Below are 18,023 nucleotides of genomic sequence, written 5' to 3'. Positions count from 1 at the left end.
CGACGAGCGCGGCGGGTCTCAGGGGGCCTGGAAGACGACGACCGCGTTGTGGCCGCCGAAGCCGATCGAATTGCTGGCGACCGTCCGCATCCGGTGTTCGCGCGGTGCGCCGGTCACGACGTCGAGATCGATCTCGGGATCGGTTCGCTCGTGGTTCGCCGTGGGTGGGATTCGCTGGTCCCGCAGGGTCAGGACGCAGAAGGCGGCTTCGATGGCCCCGGCGGCGCCGATGGTGTGTCCGGTGACGCCCTTGGTGGAGGTGACGGGCGGTGGGCCCGTGGGGAAGAGGTGGTTGAGGGCTCGCGCTTCCAGCAGGTCGTTCATCGGTGTCGATGTGCCGTGGGCGTTGACGTGGTGGATGTCGTCCGGCGCCAGATCGGCATCGGCCAAGGCCGTGCGAAACGCCTGGATGATGCCCCGCCCCTGTGGGTGGGACGCGGCGTAGTGGTAGGCGTCGGTGGCGGTGCCGTATCCGGCGAGGTAGGCGTGTACGGACGCCCCCCTGGCCCGCGCATCCGCTTCCCGTTCCAGGACCAGGACTCCCGCGGCTTCCCCGAGGACGAATCCGTCACGGTCGCGGTCGAAGGGGCGGCTCGCGTGCCGGGGGTCGTCGGCCCTGCGGGAGAGGGCCTTCATCCGGGAGAACGCCAGGGACGTCAGGGGATGACACGGTGCCTCCGTGCCACCGGCGAGGACGACGTCGCACCTTTTGGTGAGCAGCAGGTCCCGGGCGGTTCCCAGTGCGGTGGCACCCGAGGCGCAGGCGGTGCTCACCGCCAGGGTCGGGCCGAGAAGACCCTGGTCGATGGCGATTTCGCCGGCTGCCATGTTGGTGGTGATGCGGGGGATCGTCAGTGGCGAGATGGTGTCGGTCGTCCCCTGGAAGTACCGGTGAGTGGCTTCCATGAGGGCGGCCCGGCTCTCGGATCCCACGCCCATGACCGCTGCGGTTCTCGTGCGGTCCCAGGAGGTCGAGGTGAGCCCGGCGTCGTGGACGGCTTCACGGGCGGCCGCCAAGGCCAGTTGCACGAATCGGTCCATGCGCCACACCTGGCGCCCCAGCTGCGCGAGGGGGTCGAACTCCGGGACGCGGCACGAGAAGTCCGTGGGCACGCCCGTGAGTTCCGGGTCCTTCGCCGCGGCGGACACGCCGCGGCAGACCCCGTCCCATGACGGCTGAGTTCCCATTCCGCAGGGCGTGAGCAGCCCGATTCCGGTGACGGCGATCCGCTGGCCGGTCATGTGCTGTTTCCGGACGGTCCTGGGGTGGCTGGTGACCTCTCCGGCTCCCGTGGTGCCGCGTTACCTGACACGAGGGTGACGAGTTCGCTGAAGGTGGCGGTACCGGGTGCGAGCTTGGTGTCCTGCGGGACGGTCAGGCCCAGTTCGTCCTGAAGGATGCAGGTGAGTTCCACCTGCGCCAGGGAGTCCAGCTCCAGTTCGTCCAAGGTGGTGTCCGGCCTGATGCGTTCGGGATCGAGGTTGAAGTGCCGGGCCACACAGCCCTTGACCTCGTCGTAGAGTTTCGTCACAGCTCCTCCGGATTCGCCTGGCCCGTGGGACGGCGCTTGTCAGAACGTCGGTGTGGGGCGGGGGTTGTAGCCCAGGTCGCGTCGGGCCGCGGAGATGTCGAACCAGTGCGAGGTCGTCAACTCCGCGACGATGAAACGGGTGAGAGCCGGCTCCTTCGATGTCACGAGGCGCCGGTGGAGGAATTCCCCTGCGGTTGCCATGAGCATCACGGGAGTACGGGGAAGGTGACGCACGCGGACCGGTCGTCCGAGCTGCGCGGCCAGCAACTCGGCCACGGCCTGGTCGCGCGGCCGCGGCGAGCCTTGGGTGATGAAGTACGGCCGTCCGGCCAGGGGGCTCGACGACGTCAGCCTCTCCACGGCGAGCGCGTGGGCGTTCGCGGCGTCGACGACGTGCACGGTGTCGATGAGGTTGCGTCCGTCGCCCGGCAGCACGATGGAACTGCCGCGCACCTGGCCCGCGAGCACGGGCGCGAAGTGCGGGTCGCCGTGCCCCCACACGAGGTGGGGGCGCAGGGCTGTCGTGGCCAGCGTCTTGTCGTTCGCGCGCAGTGCGATCTGCTCCGCCGCCTTCTTGGTGTCCGGGTAACGGTCGAGGCAGCGGCCGTAGGGAAGCGACTCCCCGGCTCCCTCGATGCTCCTGCCGTCGAAGACCACACTCGCGGTCGAGGTGTGGACGAGTCGCGGTACCCCTTGCGTCCTGCACGCCGCCACCACGTTCGCCGTGCCCGTGACGTTGATCTGCCAGAATTCCGTCCAGGACCCCCAATGGGCGGCCATGGCCGCGCAGTGGACGACGGCGTCGCATGCGGCGGTGGCCCGGCGAACGGCTGCGACGTCGCGGATGTCGCCGCGGAACTGCTCCACACCGTAGGCGTCCAGGCGGTAGTGCGTGTTTCGGGCGAAGGACCTGACGCGATGGCCGCGTTCGACCAGTGCGCGGCACACGGCGCGTCCGAGAAACCCTGTGCCTCCGGTCACCAGGACGTTCATCGGCCGCCCTCCGGTCCGGGAGGAAGAGGGCCTCCCGACGGCAGTGCCCTTCGGCGCCGTCGCCCGTGAAGGCGGAGGGCGCGTTCCGCCCAGGTGGAGAGTGCCGCTCGGTCGATCTTGGAGTTGTGCCGGACGTCCGTCGGGAACCGCTTGCGGAAGAGCACTGGTCCGATCCATACGCTCTCGGGCAGCGACGAGGCCGCGGCCAGCAGCCTCATGGTGAGTTCGTGGCGGGCCGCGCGCCTGGTGCCCGGTTCGGGTTCCACACACAGGACCGGAACCTGCGCCCCCGGCACCCCGAGTCCCACAAGTGCGGTTCGGCGCACACCGGGGACGCGGTCCAGGGCGGCTTCCACGGGTTCGGCCGGCGTCGTTCCCGAAGGGGTGCTGACGCGGTGGGCGACACGTCCGCAGAACCAGAGGCGGCCCTCGGCGTCGATCCGTCCCAGGTCGCCGGTCCGGTGCACGCGGCGGGAGCCGTCGCTGACCTTGGCGCGCGCGGTGGCGTCCGGCGCTCCGACGTAGTCGGGGCTGACGTTGGGGCCGCTCACGGTGATCTCCCCGATGGATCCGGATTCGACCGGCCAGTCGTCGGACCACCGCGGTACCGGTTGTTCGAGGGCGGCGACCACCGTTACGCGAACCGAGGGCAAGGGGCGGCCGAGGCATGTGCCGGCGCCTTGCTCGGTGGCCGTACCGGCAGGTCCGACGAGCTCCCGGCTGTCGATCACACTCACCGGCAGGCATTCGGTCGCGCCGTAGACGGAGTGGATGCGGGCATCGGGCAGCGCGCGGTGCAGGGTGGTGAGGACATCGTGGGGAGGGGTGGCGCCGAAGCAGTACAGCGCGCGCAGCGTCCGCAGGCCGTCTCCGCCTCGGGAGACGGCCGCAGCCGCCAGGGTTCGCAGGACGGCGGGGGAAGCCACCAGCACGCTCGCCCCGCTGAGGCGGACGGCTTCGGCCAGGCGGTGCGGGTTGGACCGCGCCGGCCGGGTGAAGTCCATGTCGGGCAGCACGGTGGTCAGACCCAGCAAGGGCCCGAAGAGAGCGAACGGGAGGAAGGCCGACACGGTCACCGCGCCGGGCGTGATGCCGAGTTCCCCTCGGAGCGATTCGATGTGCGCACTGAGGTGACGGTGATCGTAGATCGCGCCCTTCGCGGGCCCGGTGGACCCGGAGGTGAAGGCGATCAGCGCGGGATGGTCCAGCCGCGGGACGAACGCGTCCCGTGCGAAATCGGATCGCGCTCCCCCGGGCCTTGTCCCATCGGTGAGGCGGGTCGCACATACGCGGGTGGTGACGCTGTCGCGACCCCAGCCGTAGGCGATGCGGGCCGCGAGCGTCAGGGGGTCGCCGATGAAGGCCGCCGGCTCGGCCGCGTCGAGGGCTCGCGCGACGGTGGCACGTGGCAGTCGGCCGTCGATCAGTACCGGGACAGCGCCCAGCCGCACTGTCGCGTAGAGGCTGGTGAGCATGTTGACGGGGTCACGGACGAAGATCGCGCAGCGTGTTCCTGGGACGACTCCCCTGGCGGCCAGGTGGACGGCCTGTCGCCGGGTCCGCTCTTCGAGTTGGCGGAACGAGAGCGGCCTCGCGCGTCCTGCGGATGCGTACCGCAGCACGGCGACCCGATCGGATCGCTCGGAGGCGGTATCGAGAAAGGCCTGAGTGACGCTCTTCACCGGCTCTCCCCCTCCTTCCCCACGGACGGGAACGGATACGTGCGACGGGATCTCGGCGGCGCCGTGCGATCGACGGCCCGGTCGGTGGCGGAGAGAAAGGACGTGAGGTCACTCAGCAGTTGGTCGGCGGCATCCTCCATGACGTAGTGCCCGGCGAACGGGTAGAGGTGGAACCGCCCTTGCGGCAGCCGCTGGGTCCATTCGGCGAGGACCACGTCGTTGAAGACCGGGTCACGCATGCCCCAGCCGACGAAGCACGGCAGGTCTTCGAAGGCGTGCAGGCCTTCCGCCAGCCACTGAGCGCGCGCCCAGCCCGGATCCGAGGGCCGCAGGGGGATCTCCCGCACGAACCGGCCGACAGCGCGCCGGTCCCGTGGCCGCCGGTACGGTGCCAGGTACGCGGCGCGCACGGCCTGAGGCAGCCGACGGCACACGCCCACTCGTACGGCGGCGTGAGCCATCACGTTGCCGTAGTGGGCAAGAGGGCCGGCCGGCCAGTGACGCATCGCCCGCAGGCCCAGCGGCAGCCGGTATTCGGCCGGCCAGGGGAAGGCCGCGGTGTTCAGCACCACCAGGCGATCGACCATGCCCGGATGCGATCGGGCCCACATGAGTCCGATGGGACCTCCCCAGTCGTGGACGACGAGGGTCCATCCGCGCTCGGGGGCGCCCTCGTTCGCCACAAGGTGCTCCACCAGTCGGGCCAGGTCCTCCGCGCGCCGTTCGGCGCACAGGGACCCCTCGTGTTCGCGCGCGCGGTCGGACAGGCCCAGGCCCATGTGGTCCGGGGCGACGCATCGGTAGCCTCCACGCAGCCCCTGGATCAGGCCCCTCCACAGGTAACTCCAGGCGGGGTTGCCGTGGACGAACAGCACCGGGGCACCCCTGCCCTCGTCCACGTAGTGCTGACGCCAGTTCCCGTGGTCGAACCAGTGGCCGCGGAACGGGTAGCCCGGCAGTCGTCGTGCCTCGTCCTCGCGCAGCGATGGTGTCGCGCTCACAGCCGGATCACCGCCATTCCGGCGCTCGCACCCGCCGCCAGACCGACCAGCGCGACGAGGTCCCCGGGCGCCGCCCGGCCCCTTTCCATGGCCCGCGCCAACTGCAGGGGAAGGGACGCGGAAGCCACATTGCCCTCGACGGACACGGTGTCGATCACCCTGTCCCGGGGGATGCCCCGGCGCGAACACACCTCGTCGATGTCGGACACCGACACCTGGTGGATCCCCACCACGGCGAAGTCGTCCCATCGCAGGCCGAGTTGATCGAGCAGCCGCCAGGGGTGCGCGTCGAGACGCCGGAGCGCCTGGCGCATCCTGACACCGTCCATCCGGAAGAAGCGGTGCTCGCCACCATCGGGGTGCACCGTTCCGCCACCCTCGACCACCGCCGCCGACCACGCGGACGACACGGCCGCGAACTCAGTGCCCAGGAATCCGCGACCGGGCGGCTCCCCCACGCTTGAGGCCCTCCACAGCAACGCCGCGCCGGCGTCGGAGAACCCGTAGGAGGCGAACGACCGGGCGAAGGCGGCCGCGTCGCTGACCGACCATCGCACACACCGCGAGGGAGCCTCGCCACAGGCCACCAGCACTCGGCGGTAGCCGCCTGTGGCGATCAGCGCCTGAGTGATCTCCATCGCGTTGAGAACGCTGTTGCAGGCGTTCTTGACGTCGAACGCCGGGCATTCCAGGCCGAGTTTGGCGGCCACGATGTGCCCGGTGGCGGGCTCCACCATGTCCTGGCTGGAGGCGGCGAAGATCAGCAAGTCCACGTCACCAGGCCGGACGCCGCACTCGTCCAGAGTCTTCCTGGCCGCCATGACGGCGAGATCGGAGGCTTGTTGACCATCCGGCGACACGTGTACGCCCCGTACTCCGGTGAGTTGGCGAAGGATGCCGGAAGGGGGCTTGAACCCACAGCTCGCCTTGCTGATCGCCTCTTCGATCTCGACGTCGGACAGGTAGCGGTCGGGAAGGTGGGCCGCGACCGACTCCAGCACGGCACGAATACCCGGCCCATCCGATCGAGGAATTCTGGCAGTCATCGGCCACCTCCGATAATCACATGCCGCTGTACGAGCAGAAATTTCCTGTCGGTCGGCTGGAGGTGGGGTGCCCGGCGGCGCAGATCCTGAATCCATCGGCGAGGTAAAAACAGATACACCGTGTGCGTGTTCGGAAAATCAGCACCACATGTTTCAGCAGTCGCTCACATCGCAAACCGGAAGGAATTGAATCGCTAAATCATACATTCACATCCACCCTCGAAGGATTACTGGAGGTCCGCTGTGAACGCGGAGACCGCCCGGGTGCCGCAAGTAATCAAGGCGGGGCAGCCCGCTACTCACCGAATTCACCAACATTCCGCGTTCTTCAGCCCGCGACCGACGCGGTCGGATTTCTGTACGCCGCCCGGCTTCCGTGCGGCAAACCCGTGGCGGTCAAGGTCCAGCGGCCTGGAGCCGCCGACTCCGCGTTCCGTTCAATACGGTCACATCAGAACCGAATTTCACCGGCGAGGCCGAAAACATGGCGAGAGGGCGGACCCGGTCGCAACGATTTCCCGAACCGTCGGTAGCAAAAGTCGCCTCCGCGCCCCCGCGCGTTTCTGGTGCAGGAAGCGGATCCCGGTGTGAGCATTCGTGAATGCTTCCCGCGGTGACTTCACCGCCGAAGAACGCCCGGCCACCGGAAGAGACGTCCTCGCGTTCACGCGTCGCGGATATTCCGCCGACCGGGCCTTTCACGCCGATCCTCATTCGGGAAACACATTCGTGGCCCCGGGTTCAGGATCACGGCTCATCGACTGAGGAATGGCGAGGAATGTCGATCGACACGTCAGCATGGGCCCTCATGCTCGGCCTGATGAAGACCGCGGAAAATGACGCCGCCGCGATGGCCGAGGTCTGGACCGAGAGGGGAACCCTGTACGTCGTCGGCATGTGGGCCCCTGCGCGGGTGGGCGCGGAAGGGGCCCGGGTAGTCGCCGCGCTGTCCCCAGGAGCGTTTCCCACTGACCGCCGCTCGGCGTGTCCCCCGTACCCGTCGGTGGTGGGGAACGAGCGGCCCGCCGACGCCGGAGGGCTCATCGTGCAGCCGCGCCGCAGACGGTCCTGAGTCCGCTCAGGCGGGCTTGGCGGGTGCCTTCGGCAGAGCCCGGCTGATCTGCTGGAGTTGGCCGCGGATCTCCTGGAGCTGGGCTTCGAGGGGTTCGTCCTCGGTCCTGTCGGCTCGCCGCGCGGTCCTGGTCCGCTCGCCGGCGGAGCCGCTCCGCAGGCCGTTGCGCCCGGGTCCGTCGTGGTCGAGGTCCTGGAAGGCGTCGATGATGTCGTCCAGGAACTCCTTGGTGTCGTCGACGATCTCGTGCAGGAAACGTCCCAGGTGGATCCTGTGCAGGGTCATGGCGTTCGTCCGTTCGGTTGAGGTTGTGTGATGTGGCCTTGAGGGTTCTGCGGGGTGAGGGCCGCCGCGACGCGGGGATGGGTGTCCGCGTGACGGATGGCGGCCTCCCCCGCAAGGACGAGGGATTTCAGGTGTGAGCGGCGGATCTTGCCACTGGTCGTGCGGGGGATGGTGTTGCGGGGCACGAGCAGGACGCTGGGGTGGACCCCGGTGGACCGGGCGACGGCCTTCTTGACGCGTTGCGCCAGTTCGGACTCGGTGAGCGCGCCGAGGTCCTGGTCACGGATCTCCTGGATGACGACGATGTGTTCGCCGTCCGCCTGGAGGCCGAAGGCTGCCGCGGTGCCGGCTGCCGGGTGTGCGTGCCGGGCGGCTTCCTCGATGTCGTGCGGGTACAGGTTGCGTCCGTGGACGATGATCACTTCTTTGAGTCGTCCGGTGACGTAGAGCTCTCCCTTCAGGCTGAAACCGAGGTCGCCGGTGCGCAGGTAGGGGCCGCTGCCGTCGGCCAGTCGGCCGTGGAAGGTCTGTCGGGTCGCTTCGGGTGAGCGCCAGTAGCCCTGGGCGATGCTGGCGCTCGCCACCCAGATCTCGCCCACGCGGCCGTCGGGCAGGGGTGCCCTTGTGGTGGTGTCGACGATGCGTACGTCGTTGCCCACCGGACGGCCGCTGGAGGCGAGTTCCGTGGTGTGGGCTCCACTCGCCGGTACGGCGTGGTGGTGCTCGAGTCGGGCGATGTCGAAGCGTTGGAGATGGGATCCGGCGTCCCGCGGCGTGCCGGTCACCAGGAGCGTGGCTTCGGCCATGCCGTAGGCGGGGGCCCACACCCGGGGGTCGAGGCCCCGGGGCTCGAGGAGCTCGGTGAGTCGGCGCATGGTGTTCGGGCGTACCGGCTCGGCACCGTTGAGCGCCCACTCCAGGCACGACAGGTCGAGGTCTTTCAGATCGTCGTCCCGCAGGGAGCGAAGGAGCCACTCGTAGGCGAAGTTGGGTGCCATGGTGGCGCGAGCCCGGTACCGGTTGATCATCTCGAGCCAGAGGCGCGGGCGGACGACGAAGGCCAGCGGGGACGCGATCACCATGTTGCCGCCGGTGTAGAGCGGCTGGAGGAGCTGACCGACCAGACCCATGTCGTGGTAGTGGGGCAGCCACCCGGCTCCCGTGCCTTCATGGGGTGCGCGGATGAGTTCGTTGATCTGGGTGGAATTGTGCGTGAGGTTGCCGTGGGAGACGACCACTCCTCGCGGCTCGCTGGTGGAGCCGGAGGTGTACTGGAGGTACGCGGTGGTGGCCGGCGTCACCGCGGGTAAGGCGGTCCGGGGACGCGGGGGCGGCAGATGCGCGGCGTCGGTGGCGAGACACCGCACCGTGTGGTGCAGGCCCGTTGCCCGCAGCCAGCGCCGGATACGGTCCCGGTGTGCGGCGTCGGTCAGGATGAGCCGGACGTCGGCGTCGTGGATGATGCGTTCGGCCCGCTCCAGAGCCCGGGGGTCCGTGGCGGGCAGGGGCGCGGGGACGGCGATGGCCCGTGCGTAGAGGCATCCGAAGAAGGCGGTCAGGAACTGCGGGCCCGCCGGGTAGAGCAGGAGTACCGCGCGGTCCGTCGCGTCGTTCGCGGTGAGCGCCGAGCCGAGGTGCAGGGCGCGCCCGTCGAGCTCCCGGTAGGTGACGCGACCGGTCTCGGTCAGGACCCCGCGGTGGTCCTCCACGTACGCGTACCAACGGGTGCGGCCGTAGCGTGCGGCTTGCTCGTGCAGACAGTCCACGAAGGTCCTCACCATCGCACCCCGTCCTCGGCCCGGGTCTGCCCGCCGGCGTGGTCAGGGGCTGCGGGCCGCTGCCGCCTGAGGGCACGCTGGATCAGCGTGACGGCGTCGGCGATGGTGTGCAGGTCCCAGGTCTCCTCCTCGGCGATGATCACACCGAAGCGGTCCTCAGCGGCCACGGCGAGCTGGACCATCCGCAAGGAGTCCAGTTCCAGGTCGCGTTCGAGGGACATGCCTTCGGAGATCTCGGGAACAGCCAGGTCGAGGGTGTCGCGCACGATCTCGGTCAGTTCGGTGAGGATGGTTTCCCGGTCCACGGCCTGTCTCCTTCGCTGGACGTTCACGCGATCCTCTGTCCGTCACCGGGGTGGGCGTCCGCTGTCAGCCGGGCTGGACGGCGGTCGGGTCCCAGGCGACGGGCAGGGCTTCCAGACCGCGTTCGAACTGGCCGGGCCGGAAGCGCACCGGACCGTTCAGGCGCAGGTCGGGCAGACGACGCAGCAGCGTCGCGATGGCGGTCTCGGCGGTGAGCCGGCCGATCTGCGCGCCCAGGCAGTAGTGGGCTCCATGGCCGTACGCCACGTGGTGGTTGGGGCTGCGCCGCAGGTCGATGGCGTCGGGGTCGTGGAACTGCGCGGCGTCGCGGTTCGCGGATCCCAGGGAGACGATCAGGGATTCGTTGGCGGGCACGGTGACGCCGCTGAATTCGACCGGCTCCAGGGTGCCCCGCCAACTGGTGAACGTCAGAGGGCTGTTGTAGCGCAGCAGCTCGTTGACTCCGGAGAAGATGAGTTCCGGTTCCGCACGCAACGCGGCGGCCTGTTCGGGGTGGGTCAGCAGGGTGAGCATGCTGTTCCCGACGCTGTTGATGCTGGGATCCTGTCCGGCGACCAGCATCAACAGGAACATGCCGTGCAGTTCGTCCTCGGTGATGAGGTGCTCGTCGTCGCGGGCGCGCACCAGCAGGGAGAGCAGGTCCTCGCCGGGACGCAGCCGTTTGTCGGCGATGACCTCGCCGATCATGGCCGCCGCTTGGTACGCCATGGCGCGGAAGTAGGGGACGGTGGTGTTCCAGTCCACCAGGCGCCAGGTGACGGAGCGAAGCTGGACGAGGTCGGGGACGGGTGCGCCCAGGACGGAGAAGAGCACGTTCGCGCCGAGGGGATAGGCGACTTCGGCCAGCAGGTCCGCCCGGCCCCGGGGAGCCATCGCGTCGATGCGCTCGTTGACGATCCGGGCGATGTGCCGCTGCCACTCCGTCTGACGCTTCGGGGTGAACAAAGGCGCCATGAGGCGGCGCAGTTCGCCGTGCCGGGGATCGTCGGTGTCCAGCAGGTGGGTGAAGAGGCGTTGCCGTAGCTCCTCGGGCCATTCGCCGCCCCACAGGATGCCGGCCGGCGTTCGTTTGCTGTCGCAGCTGACCCGCGGATCGCGGTGGGCCTGGCGTACGTCGTCGTAGCGCGTCAGCAGCCACCCGGGCCCGTCGGGGGTGGCGATCCGGCTGACGGGGCGGTTCTCGCGGAACCAGCGCAGCGTGGGGTGCGGGTCCTGCTGGAATCGCTCGGTGAAGGGGGCGGGCAGTCCTCCGGGCAGGTCCTCGGGCGGCCAGCCCCGGGGGTGGTTGTGGGTGGCGCGCCCCGCGGCGCGCGGTCCGCACTGCGCGCGGGCGACGCCGATCTCCTTGTCGAAGGCCTCGGTCAGAGCCGCCAGCGGTGAGACGTCGTCGGCGACGGAGACGGTCTGCAGGTGACTGGTGCGCAGCATCGGGTAGTTGGCCTCGCCGAAGGCTCCGCCGCTGCGGCCCGTGCCGCCGTGGTTGGACAGGTAGGGGCCGCACACCAGGTGCGAGTCGTTGATCCGCAGTTGGCCGTAGCGGGTCACTCGCCGCATGAACTGCTCGTGGACCTGTGCGTCCGCGCTCCACAGGGAGCAGCGCAGGCCGTGCGGGTTGGCCCCGGCGAAGGCGAGGACGCCGTCGAGCGCAGAGCCGTCACCGCGGGGGTCGGGGACGATGACGGTCAGGAGGGGGAAGAAGGTCTCGTCCTGGACGGACCGCAGCCGTCCCGCCTTCTCGAAGCCGTCCACCCGCACCAGGGCAGGTTCCAGGAAGACCCCCGTGTCCCGCTCCTCGCCGTGGACGTCGAGGTGGCGTCCTCCGCACAGCACGTGGGCGCCCTGCCCTCGGGCATCGGCCAGCGCGCGGTCGTATCCCGCGCTGCTGAACGAGGGAACCAGCACCACCTCCGGGTCCTCCGGGTATCCGGGGCGGATGCCGCTGACGGCCTGGAGCAGGCGGTGCAGCAGGACGTCGGCCACGGCGGGGTGCACCACGACCAGGTTGGGCGCGCAGCAGATCTGGCCGGCCGCGTAGAAGGACTCGCTCAAGGCCTCGACCGCACGGTCCAGGTCGGCGTCGCGCCACACCACCACCACGTCGTTGCCGGCGAGTTCGAGGACGGGCTTCTTCCCCCGTGCCAGGCAGTCCGCCTCCAGCCGCAGGCCGCGGGTGCTGTCCCCGAAGTAGAAGAGGTCGTCGACCAGCGGACTGTCCAGCCAGGTCCGCAAGGTGGCTGCGGGTTCACCGCACAGCGCCGACAGCACCCCGGCGGGCGCGCCGAGAGCGGCCAGCACCGGGCCTGCGACGCGTTGGACGAGGTACATGGCCGCCAACGGAGCTTGCCGGGAGAGGCGGAAGACCAGGCAGTTGCCCGCGATCACCGCTTGCAGGGCGGCCGCCACGCTCACCAGCGGGGTGTTCTGGGGAGGCTGAACGCACACCACTCCGTCCGGCTGCCGTCGGAGTACCAGACGCCGCCGTCCGTCCGCGATCTCCGTGTGCATCTGGCGGGCGCACCAGCCGGTCGTCTCCGGACTGAAGAACGCGAGGATGTTGGAGACCTCCGACATGGCCAGCCGCAGGGGGTGCCCCTCTCCGACGAGCAGGCGGACCAGTTCGGGCGCGTGCTCCGTGAAGGCCTTCCTGAACAGGGCCGCGAAGCGCGACCGTTCCTCGAACGGCACGGCAGCCCACGTGGGCGCCGCCAGCGACGCTTCCCGCAGGGCCTGTTCCATCTGCGCCCCGGAGGCCAGCGCGCACCTGCCGAGCACGACTTCCGGCAGCTCCTGCGGGGACATGCTTCCCGCGTTGAGGGAGCGCAGATAGGCGGTCGCGCCGAGCGGATCGTCCACCAGGGCCGACGCACGCACGGCGTACGCCCAGCCCTCGTCGGCCGGCATCTCGCGGCAGGCGACGTAGGAGGCGAAGTCGTAGGGAATCGCCTCCGTCACCGGCGTGCGGGTGAGAAAGCCGTCGGACACAGCCATGCTCTTCCTCCTTGGCAATGAAGAGAGACAGAAAGGGGGGTTCGCACTCGGAAGTCGACGTGGAAAAGACGCGATGGGGAGACGCGAAGAGCGGCCCATGACTGCTGCGGACCCTTTTGAGGGAGTTACCGAAGGCTCGCGCGACACAGGGAGGCATACGTCGCCGCACGAGCCCTTTCCGGTTTGCCAGATTCAACCGTGCGCTTTCCTGAGGCACCCCGGCAAGACCTTGACCAACATGTCCGATAAATAACGTTTGACATGTCGTGCACGCTATTGGTCGTCACGGAAGAAACTCCATTCGCATTCGACGCAGAAACACCTCCCCGATCCGTGTCACTGAGGGCGATGGACACCGGCACCGAGACGGAAGGCCGGGGGCTGCCCGCCTTGAGAAGACGGGCGGCGAGACCGGCTCGTTCGGCATCTCAGGAAGCACCGGACTGGGACATCGCCAGGCAGCAGCCATGAGGAAGGCCCTTCGGAGGGGTCGGTCACCCTGTTGTGCCCCCCCCCCGCAGTGCCGTCCGAGCGGGGAACCGTTGTGACGGACGGTGCACAGATGATCTCGACTTTCAAATGTTGCCATACGGCAATTGAACGCTTGTTCTTTCCGAGTAGTGCCGGATTACCGCCCGAGGCGCGTATTTGTTTTGAGCGCTTCCGTGCGCCCCCTGGCCACTGGCTGGCCCGGCCCCCGAGTGGTATGCATAGTCGAGGACGATAATTACGCCCGGAAGGTCGAGGACGAAGAACTTCCCCGCCCGACAGGTAACCGGAAACGACGGCGCCATGAATCCCCTTGCGCCGTGTCACGTCGCTGGGATTTCCGGCGCGCAGAGAACGAAAACCGGCTCGGGCAACGGCACCAAGAGATCAGGAGGAAGGTCGCGTCGGCGGATCGAAGCCGCTGCCGAAGGACTTTGCGGCCGCCCCGTCACGTGGCTACGCCTTTGCGGCCGCCCGTCACGTGGCTACGCCCAGGAAGCACGTGGCTACGCCCAGGAAGGAGGAAGAGTGCTGCCTCGACGCGGTCGTCTCCTGCTGCGGGTGCTCGCCGAGCTCGTCGGTGACGAGCTCAGCGATGGCTTACGCGTTCTGCGGGGGCGCCAGGAACCTGGTGCGGCTGATCGCGGCCCGCGGCTGCGTGCCGCCCTGGAGAGCCTCGGGCCCTTGTACATCAAGGTGGGACAGATCCTGTCGACCCGTCCGGACCTCATCCCGCCGGCCGTCGCGTCGCAACTGGAAGGTCTGCACGACAGCGCCCCGGCGATCCCCTTCCCCCGCCTGCGGCCCGTACTCGACGACGAGTTGGGGTCCGGCTGGCCACAGCGCTTCTCCCACTTCGACACGTCGCGCCCTCTCGGGAGCGCGTCGCTCGCCCAGGCCTACGGCGCGACCCTCCACGACGGCCTGCCCGTGGTCGTCAAGGTACAACGGCCGGGTGTCCTGCAGACGATGGCCGCGGACATGAGGCTGGTACGGCGGATCACCCGCCTCTTCGCCCGGGGTGCCCCCGTCCTCAACGCGACCATCGACTTCGACGCCATGCTGGCGGTCATCTTCGACGCCATGCGACACGAGCTCGACTTCACCCTCGAGGCCGCCAACATGGAACGCGCCCGCGAAGAGGTCCGCTCCCCCGCGGACATCCAGGTCCCGCGCGTCGTCCACGCGACCCCCCACATCCTGATCCAGACCAGAGCCCCCGGTACCAGCATCCGTGACGCGGACCCCGCGGACTTCAAGGAGGAGGAGCGCGAGCGGATCGGGACGGATCTGATCGCCTTCATGTACCGGGGCTACTTCACGCACCGGTTCTTCCACGCCGACCCCCACCCGGGCAACATCTTCGTGACTCCGGGCGGTCCCACCACCATGATCGACTGGGGGATGGTGGGCCGCATCGACCGGCAGCTCAGCATGTCCCTGATGATGACGCTCCTGGGACTCGCCCACAACGACGCGCGAGCTGTCGCCCGCTCATGGACCGACATGGGACGCCCCACGCCCTGGGCCGACATCTCGGGCTTCGAACAGGACATGGCCTCTCTCGTACCCACCCTGCACGGTCTCTCCCTCGAGCACCTGCGTTTCGGCGCGTCACTGTCGACTCTCCTGCGCTACTCCACCAGACGCGGCATCCAGACCAGCCCGATGGTCGGCCTGCTGGGCAAGTCGTTCTCCAACGTCGAGGGAGCCGCCCGCTACCTCGCCCCGCAGGTCTCCGTCACCGATGTCCTCGTGCGACACACGCCACGCATCGTCGCCCACTACCTGGAGGAGACCATCTCTCCGGCGCGACTGGGATACGGCCTGCTGCACGCGACCGCAGCCGTCGAGAACGGACTGGCGGATGCCCGAACCTTCGGCCGGAGCCTGACGGCGGGCGAACTCACTCTTCAGCACTTCCCCGTGCGACGGCGCTTCTCCCTGGTCGACCACCGCACCGACCGGCGACTGCGGATGTGCGCGAGCGCGCTCGTCGCCGCGGCCGTCTGGCGTCACCTTCACCGCAACTGACACGGAAGGGGTCCGCCGACGATGCTCGTCCTCACCGGAGCCACAGGTTTCTTCGGCTCGCACTACCTGGCCGCGTACCTCGTCCAGCGCCGCCACGACCGCGTGGTCGCGCTGGGACGCGACAGCCCCGCTGTGGCTCGCGAACGTCTCAAATCGGCTCTCACCGCGACCAGATGGCCCATCGACGAACAGCACCTGCGCCGCGTCAAGCCGGTCCAGATCGATCTCGCTGATCCGGGTCTGGCGCTCGACGGACGCGTCTACGCCGCTCTGGCCTCCCAGACCTCACGGCTGGCCCACCTCGCCGGCCTGATGGCCTTCGACACATCACCGGAGGAACTGAACGAGACCAACGTCGTCGGCACACGCCACATCCTGCGCCTGGCCGAAGCCGCCGGCCGTCATATCCGACTGCTCCACATCAGCACGGCCTACGTCGCGGGTGCGGGCACCACCGGTGTCGTCCGCGAGGCCGTCAAGGCCACGCCGGGACCATCCTTGACCCGGTACGAGCGCACCAAGCACGAAGCAGAACTCCTTGTGCGGAGGTACGCCCAGCGCACGGGCCGGACGACCGTCATCATCCGTCCGAGCGTGCTCGCCACCGACAGCCTCCGGCAGCCGAGCGCGCCCAGGCACCCTCTTCAGGCCTTGGGCGCGGCGGCTCGACAGCTCCAGCTCGCCACAGCACGCGGCACCCAGGCAACTCCCTTCGCGCCTACGCACCCTGTCACCGCACGCGTCCACGGAAGCCCCGAGTCAAGCCTGAACATCCTCCAGGTGGAGCACGCCGCCCAGGCACTCGTCGAGCTGACCGACGCCGCGCTCCCCCACCGCGCCGGCCCCGAGGTCATCCACCTCGTGCACCCTCGTGGGACGCCCGTTCCGCGGTTGCTCGACGCCCTGGTCCCGCAACTGCCGTGCGTCCGGCTCACCATGGCCGAGCACCTCGACCACCCCACTCCGCTGGAGAACGCCATGCGGCGCCTGAGCCGAGGAGCGCACCTCTACACCCACCTCCGGCACACCTACGACCGCACCAACTACCACCGTGTCCTGTGGCACCTGCCCGACCCGCCACGGCTCACCCACCCCTACCTGCTCGCCGCCCTGGGCACCCACGCCAGCCCCTGCGCCTGCCGGACCACCAACAGCCCTCCCCTCCACAGGAGTCCATGATGAGCGACATCAACGACCTGCTCAAAGAGGCCCTCACCGACTCCCTCGGCGTCCCCAGCGAAAGCATCACCCCCGAAGCCACCTTCGAAGACCTCGAACTGGACTCCCTGGCCCTCGCCGAACTCGCCGTCATCTGCGAGGAGCGGACCGGCCACCCGGTGGGAGACGACAACATCAACATCGGCTCCTCCCTCGGCGAAGTCAGCGCCTTCCTCGACACCATCACCACACCGCACAAGGACAGCGCATGAACGATCCCATCGCCATCACCGGCATCGGCCTGGTCACCCCGGCGGGAACCGGTACCGGGGCGACCTGGCGAGGCCTGCTCGCGGGACGCTCCACCGCACGACGCCACCCCGGGCTCGCCGGCCTGCCCGTCGACTTCTGCTGCGCCGTCCCCGACCTCGACGCCAACAAGCGGCTGACCCCCAAGCTGGCGCTGCGTCTGGACCGCTTCACCCAGATGGCCATCATCGCCGCACGGGAGGCCGCACACGACGCCGACCTCGGCCCGGCCAGCTACGACCCCACTCGCATCGCTGTCGTCATCGGAACCGGCTGCACGAGTCTCGAACGGTACGAGAGCTACTACGGCCACCTGCTCAACGGGCACTACCGGAAGATCTCACCGTTATGCATACCGCGCAGCATCCCCAACATCAGCGCGGGTGAAGTCGCCATCGACCTGCACGCCCAGGGCCCCTGTCTCACCACCTGCACCGCCTGCGCGTCCGGCGCCACCGCCATCGGCACCGCGAAGACCCTCCTGGACACCGGGCAGTGCGACGTGGCCCTCGCCGGTGGCACCGAATCCGTCTGCAACCGGATGTCGTCCGCCGCCTTCTGCCAACTCGGGGCGCTGTCCACCAGGATCCAGAATCCGGAAACGGCCTCCCGCCCCTTCGACGCCGACCGCGACGGTTTCGTCCTCGCCGAGGGCGCGGGCATCCTCGTCCTGGAACGAGCCGCCGACGCGACCGCTCGCCGGCACGCGCCCTACGCCTACCTGACGGGATACGGAGCCAGTTGCGACGCCCACCACATCACCGCCCTGTCGGCCCACGGCGTCACCAATGCCATCCGAAGCGCGCTGCGCGATGCCGGTCTTCAGCCCGGCGACGTCGACCACGTCAACGCCCATGGCACCAGCACCCAATTCAACGACCAGACCGAAGCATCCGTCTTCCAGAAGCTCTTCCCCCACAACCCACCCGTCACCTCGTTCAAAGGCACCATCGGGCACTCCATCGGCGGCGCCGGCGCCATCGAGGCCGCCGGGGCGGCGCTCACCCTCAAACACCACACCATCCCCCCGACCGCCAACCACCACCGTCCCGGCCCCGGCATCGCCATCGACCTCGTCACCGGCGTCCCCCGGACCGCTGACTCGTTGAAGACCGTCGTGAGCACCTCCTTCGGTTTCGGAGGCCAGAACGCGGTCCTCGTCCTCACCTCAGCCTGAGACCCGCATCGGGAGATCACTTGCGAGAGACACCCGTCGCACCTCGACGCCGCAACCCGTCATGGCAAGCCTTCCACCTCGGCGCCGCGCCCACAGCTGAGTGGCGCGATCCGGTGAGGGTGTCCTCGTCGGCCTCGTGACGTTGACAGACCGGA

The 18,023-nt window shown here is 69.2% G+C and carries 15 protein-coding genes; 5 read left to right on the top strand and 10 right to left on the bottom strand.

Annotated features, from left to right (window positions below; genetic code table 11):
• Positions 1–18: 18 nt before the first annotated feature.
• From K7472_RS14755 to K7472_RS14730, 6 genes are read right to left on the bottom strand one after another with little or no spacing between them, the layout of a single operon-like run.
• Positions 19–1,242: a beta-ketoacyl-[acyl-carrier-protein] synthase family protein gene (locus K7472_RS14755; protein WP_222977985.1), complete on the bottom strand. Its 1,224-nt coding sequence runs from the start codon at positions 1,240–1,242 to the stop codon at positions 19–21.
• Positions 1,239–1,532, bottom strand: coding sequence for an acyl carrier protein (locus tag K7472_RS14750; protein WP_222977983.1), 294 nt, complete (start codon positions 1,530–1,532; stop codon positions 1,239–1,241). The genes K7472_RS14755 and K7472_RS14750 overlap by 4 nt, the downstream gene beginning before the upstream one ends.
• Positions 1,533–1,571: 39 nt before the next feature.
• Positions 1,572–2,525: an NAD-dependent epimerase/dehydratase family protein gene (locus tag K7472_RS14745; protein ID WP_252395592.1), complete on the bottom strand. Its 954-nt coding sequence runs from the start codon at positions 2,523–2,525 to the stop codon at positions 1,572–1,574.
• A complete protein-coding gene (locus K7472_RS14740; protein ID WP_222977980.1) occupies positions 2,522–4,207 on the bottom strand; it encodes an AMP-binding protein in 1,686 nt (561 codons plus the stop codon). Before K7472_RS14740 ends, K7472_RS14745 begins: the two co-directional genes overlap by 4 nt.
• Positions 4,204–5,208 carry an alpha/beta fold hydrolase gene (locus tag K7472_RS14735; protein WP_222977979.1) on the bottom strand — a complete coding sequence of 335 codons (1,005 nt, stop codon included), beginning with the start codon at positions 5,206–5,208 and terminating at the stop codon, positions 4,204–4,206. The genes K7472_RS14740 and K7472_RS14735 overlap by 4 nt, the downstream gene beginning before the upstream one ends.
• A complete protein-coding gene (locus tag K7472_RS14730; protein WP_308013917.1) occupies positions 5,205–6,209 on the bottom strand; it encodes a 3-oxoacyl-ACP synthase III family protein in 1,005 nt (334 codons plus the stop codon). Before K7472_RS14730 ends, K7472_RS14735 begins: the two co-directional genes overlap by 4 nt.
• A gap of 823 nt (positions 6,210–7,032) precedes the next feature.
• On the opposite strand from K7472_RS14730, the gene K7472_RS14725 reads away from it, so the two are divergent.
• Positions 7,033–7,326, top strand: coding sequence for a hypothetical protein (locus K7472_RS14725; RefSeq protein WP_222977977.1), 294 nt, complete (start codon positions 7,033–7,035; stop codon positions 7,324–7,326).
• Between the two features lie 6 nt (positions 7,327–7,332).
• Here K7472_RS14725 and K7472_RS14720 read toward each other — a convergent pair whose 3' ends face one another.
• From K7472_RS14720 to K7472_RS14705, 4 genes are all read right to left on the bottom strand, one after another.
• Positions 7,333–7,611 carry a hypothetical protein gene (locus K7472_RS14720; protein WP_222977976.1) on the bottom strand — a complete coding sequence of 93 codons (279 nt, stop codon included), beginning with the start codon at positions 7,609–7,611 and terminating at the stop codon, positions 7,333–7,335.
• Positions 7,608–9,392 carry a fatty acyl-AMP ligase gene (locus K7472_RS14715; protein ID WP_222977975.1) on the bottom strand — a complete coding sequence of 595 codons (1,785 nt, stop codon included), beginning with the start codon at positions 9,390–9,392 and terminating at the stop codon, positions 7,608–7,610. The genes K7472_RS14720 and K7472_RS14715 overlap by 4 nt, the downstream gene beginning before the upstream one ends.
• Positions 9,386–9,694 (bottom strand): acyl carrier protein, encoded by a 309-nt coding sequence (locus tag K7472_RS14710; protein ID WP_222977973.1) that lies wholly within the window; start codon positions 9,692–9,694, stop codon positions 9,386–9,388. Before K7472_RS14710 ends, K7472_RS14715 begins: the two co-directional genes overlap by 7 nt.
• Positions 9,695–9,758: 64 nt before the next feature.
• The gene (locus K7472_RS14705) at positions 9,759–12,701 is read right to left on the bottom strand and encodes an aldehyde dehydrogenase family protein (protein ID WP_222977971.1); all 2,943 of its coding nucleotides are present in this window, start codon (positions 12,699–12,701) and stop codon (positions 9,759–9,761) included.
• 1,017 nt (positions 12,702–13,718) lie between these two features.
• Here K7472_RS14705 and K7472_RS14700 point away from each other — a divergent pair.
• The 4 genes from K7472_RS14700 to K7472_RS14685 are packed head-to-tail and all read left to right on the top strand — an operon-like array spanning position 13,719 to position 17,868.
• A complete protein-coding gene (locus K7472_RS14700; protein ID WP_222977970.1) occupies positions 13,719–15,224 on the top strand; it encodes an ABC1 kinase family protein in 1,506 nt (501 codons plus the stop codon).
• A gap of 21 nt (positions 15,225–15,245) precedes the next feature.
• Positions 15,246–16,403, top strand: a complete 1,158-nt coding sequence (locus K7472_RS14695; RefSeq protein ID WP_222977969.1) for an SDR family oxidoreductase — start codon at positions 15,246–15,248, stop codon at positions 16,401–16,403.
• Positions 16,403–16,654, top strand: a complete 252-nt coding sequence (locus tag K7472_RS14690) for an acyl carrier protein (RefSeq protein ID WP_222977966.1) — start codon at positions 16,403–16,405, stop codon at positions 16,652–16,654. Before K7472_RS14695 ends, K7472_RS14690 begins: the two co-directional genes overlap by 1 nt.
• Positions 16,651–17,868, top strand: a complete 1,218-nt coding sequence (locus K7472_RS14685; RefSeq protein WP_222977964.1) for a beta-ketoacyl-[acyl-carrier-protein] synthase family protein — start codon at positions 16,651–16,653, stop codon at positions 17,866–17,868. The genes K7472_RS14690 and K7472_RS14685 overlap by 4 nt, the downstream gene beginning before the upstream one ends.
• The last annotated feature ends 155 nt before the right edge of the window (positions 17,869–18,023 follow it).

Source organism: Streptantibioticus parmotrematis (assembly GCF_019890615.1).
Lineage (GTDB): Bacteria > Actinomycetota > Actinomycetes > Streptomycetales > Streptomycetaceae > Streptantibioticus_D > Streptantibioticus_D parmotrematis.
This window is presented reverse-complemented; position numbering and strand designations above follow the sequence as displayed.

Coding starts and splice junctions, on each gene's coding strand:
- K7472_RS14745 (WP_252395592.1), bottom strand. CDS start 2,525: ATGAACGTCCTGGTGACCGGAGGCACAGGGTTTCTCGGACGCGCCGTG.
- K7472_RS14755 (WP_222977985.1), bottom strand. CDS start 1,242: ATGACCGGCCAGCGGATCGCCGTCACCGGAATCGGGCTGCTCACGCCC.
- K7472_RS14715 (WP_222977975.1), bottom strand. CDS start 9,392: ATGGTGAGGACCTTCGTGGACTGTCTGCACGAGCAAGCCGCACGCTAC.
- K7472_RS14695 (WP_222977969.1), top strand. CDS start 15,246: ATGCTCGTCCTCACCGGAGCCACAGGTTTCTTCGGCTCGCACTACCTG.
- K7472_RS14725 (WP_222977977.1), top strand. CDS start 7,033: ATGTCGATCGACACGTCAGCATGGGCCCTCATGCTCGGCCTGATGAAG.
- K7472_RS14685 (WP_222977964.1), top strand. CDS start 16,651: ATGAACGATCCCATCGCCATCACCGGCATCGGCCTGGTCACCCCGGCG.
- K7472_RS14690 (WP_222977966.1), top strand. CDS start 16,403: ATGAGCGACATCAACGACCTGCTCAAAGAGGCCCTCACCGACTCCCTC.
- K7472_RS14705 (WP_222977971.1), bottom strand. CDS start 12,701: ATGGCTGTGTCCGACGGCTTTCTCACCCGCACGCCGGTGACGGAGGCG.
- K7472_RS14720 (WP_222977976.1), bottom strand. CDS start 7,611: ATGACCCTGCACAGGATCCACCTGGGACGTTTCCTGCACGAGATCGTC.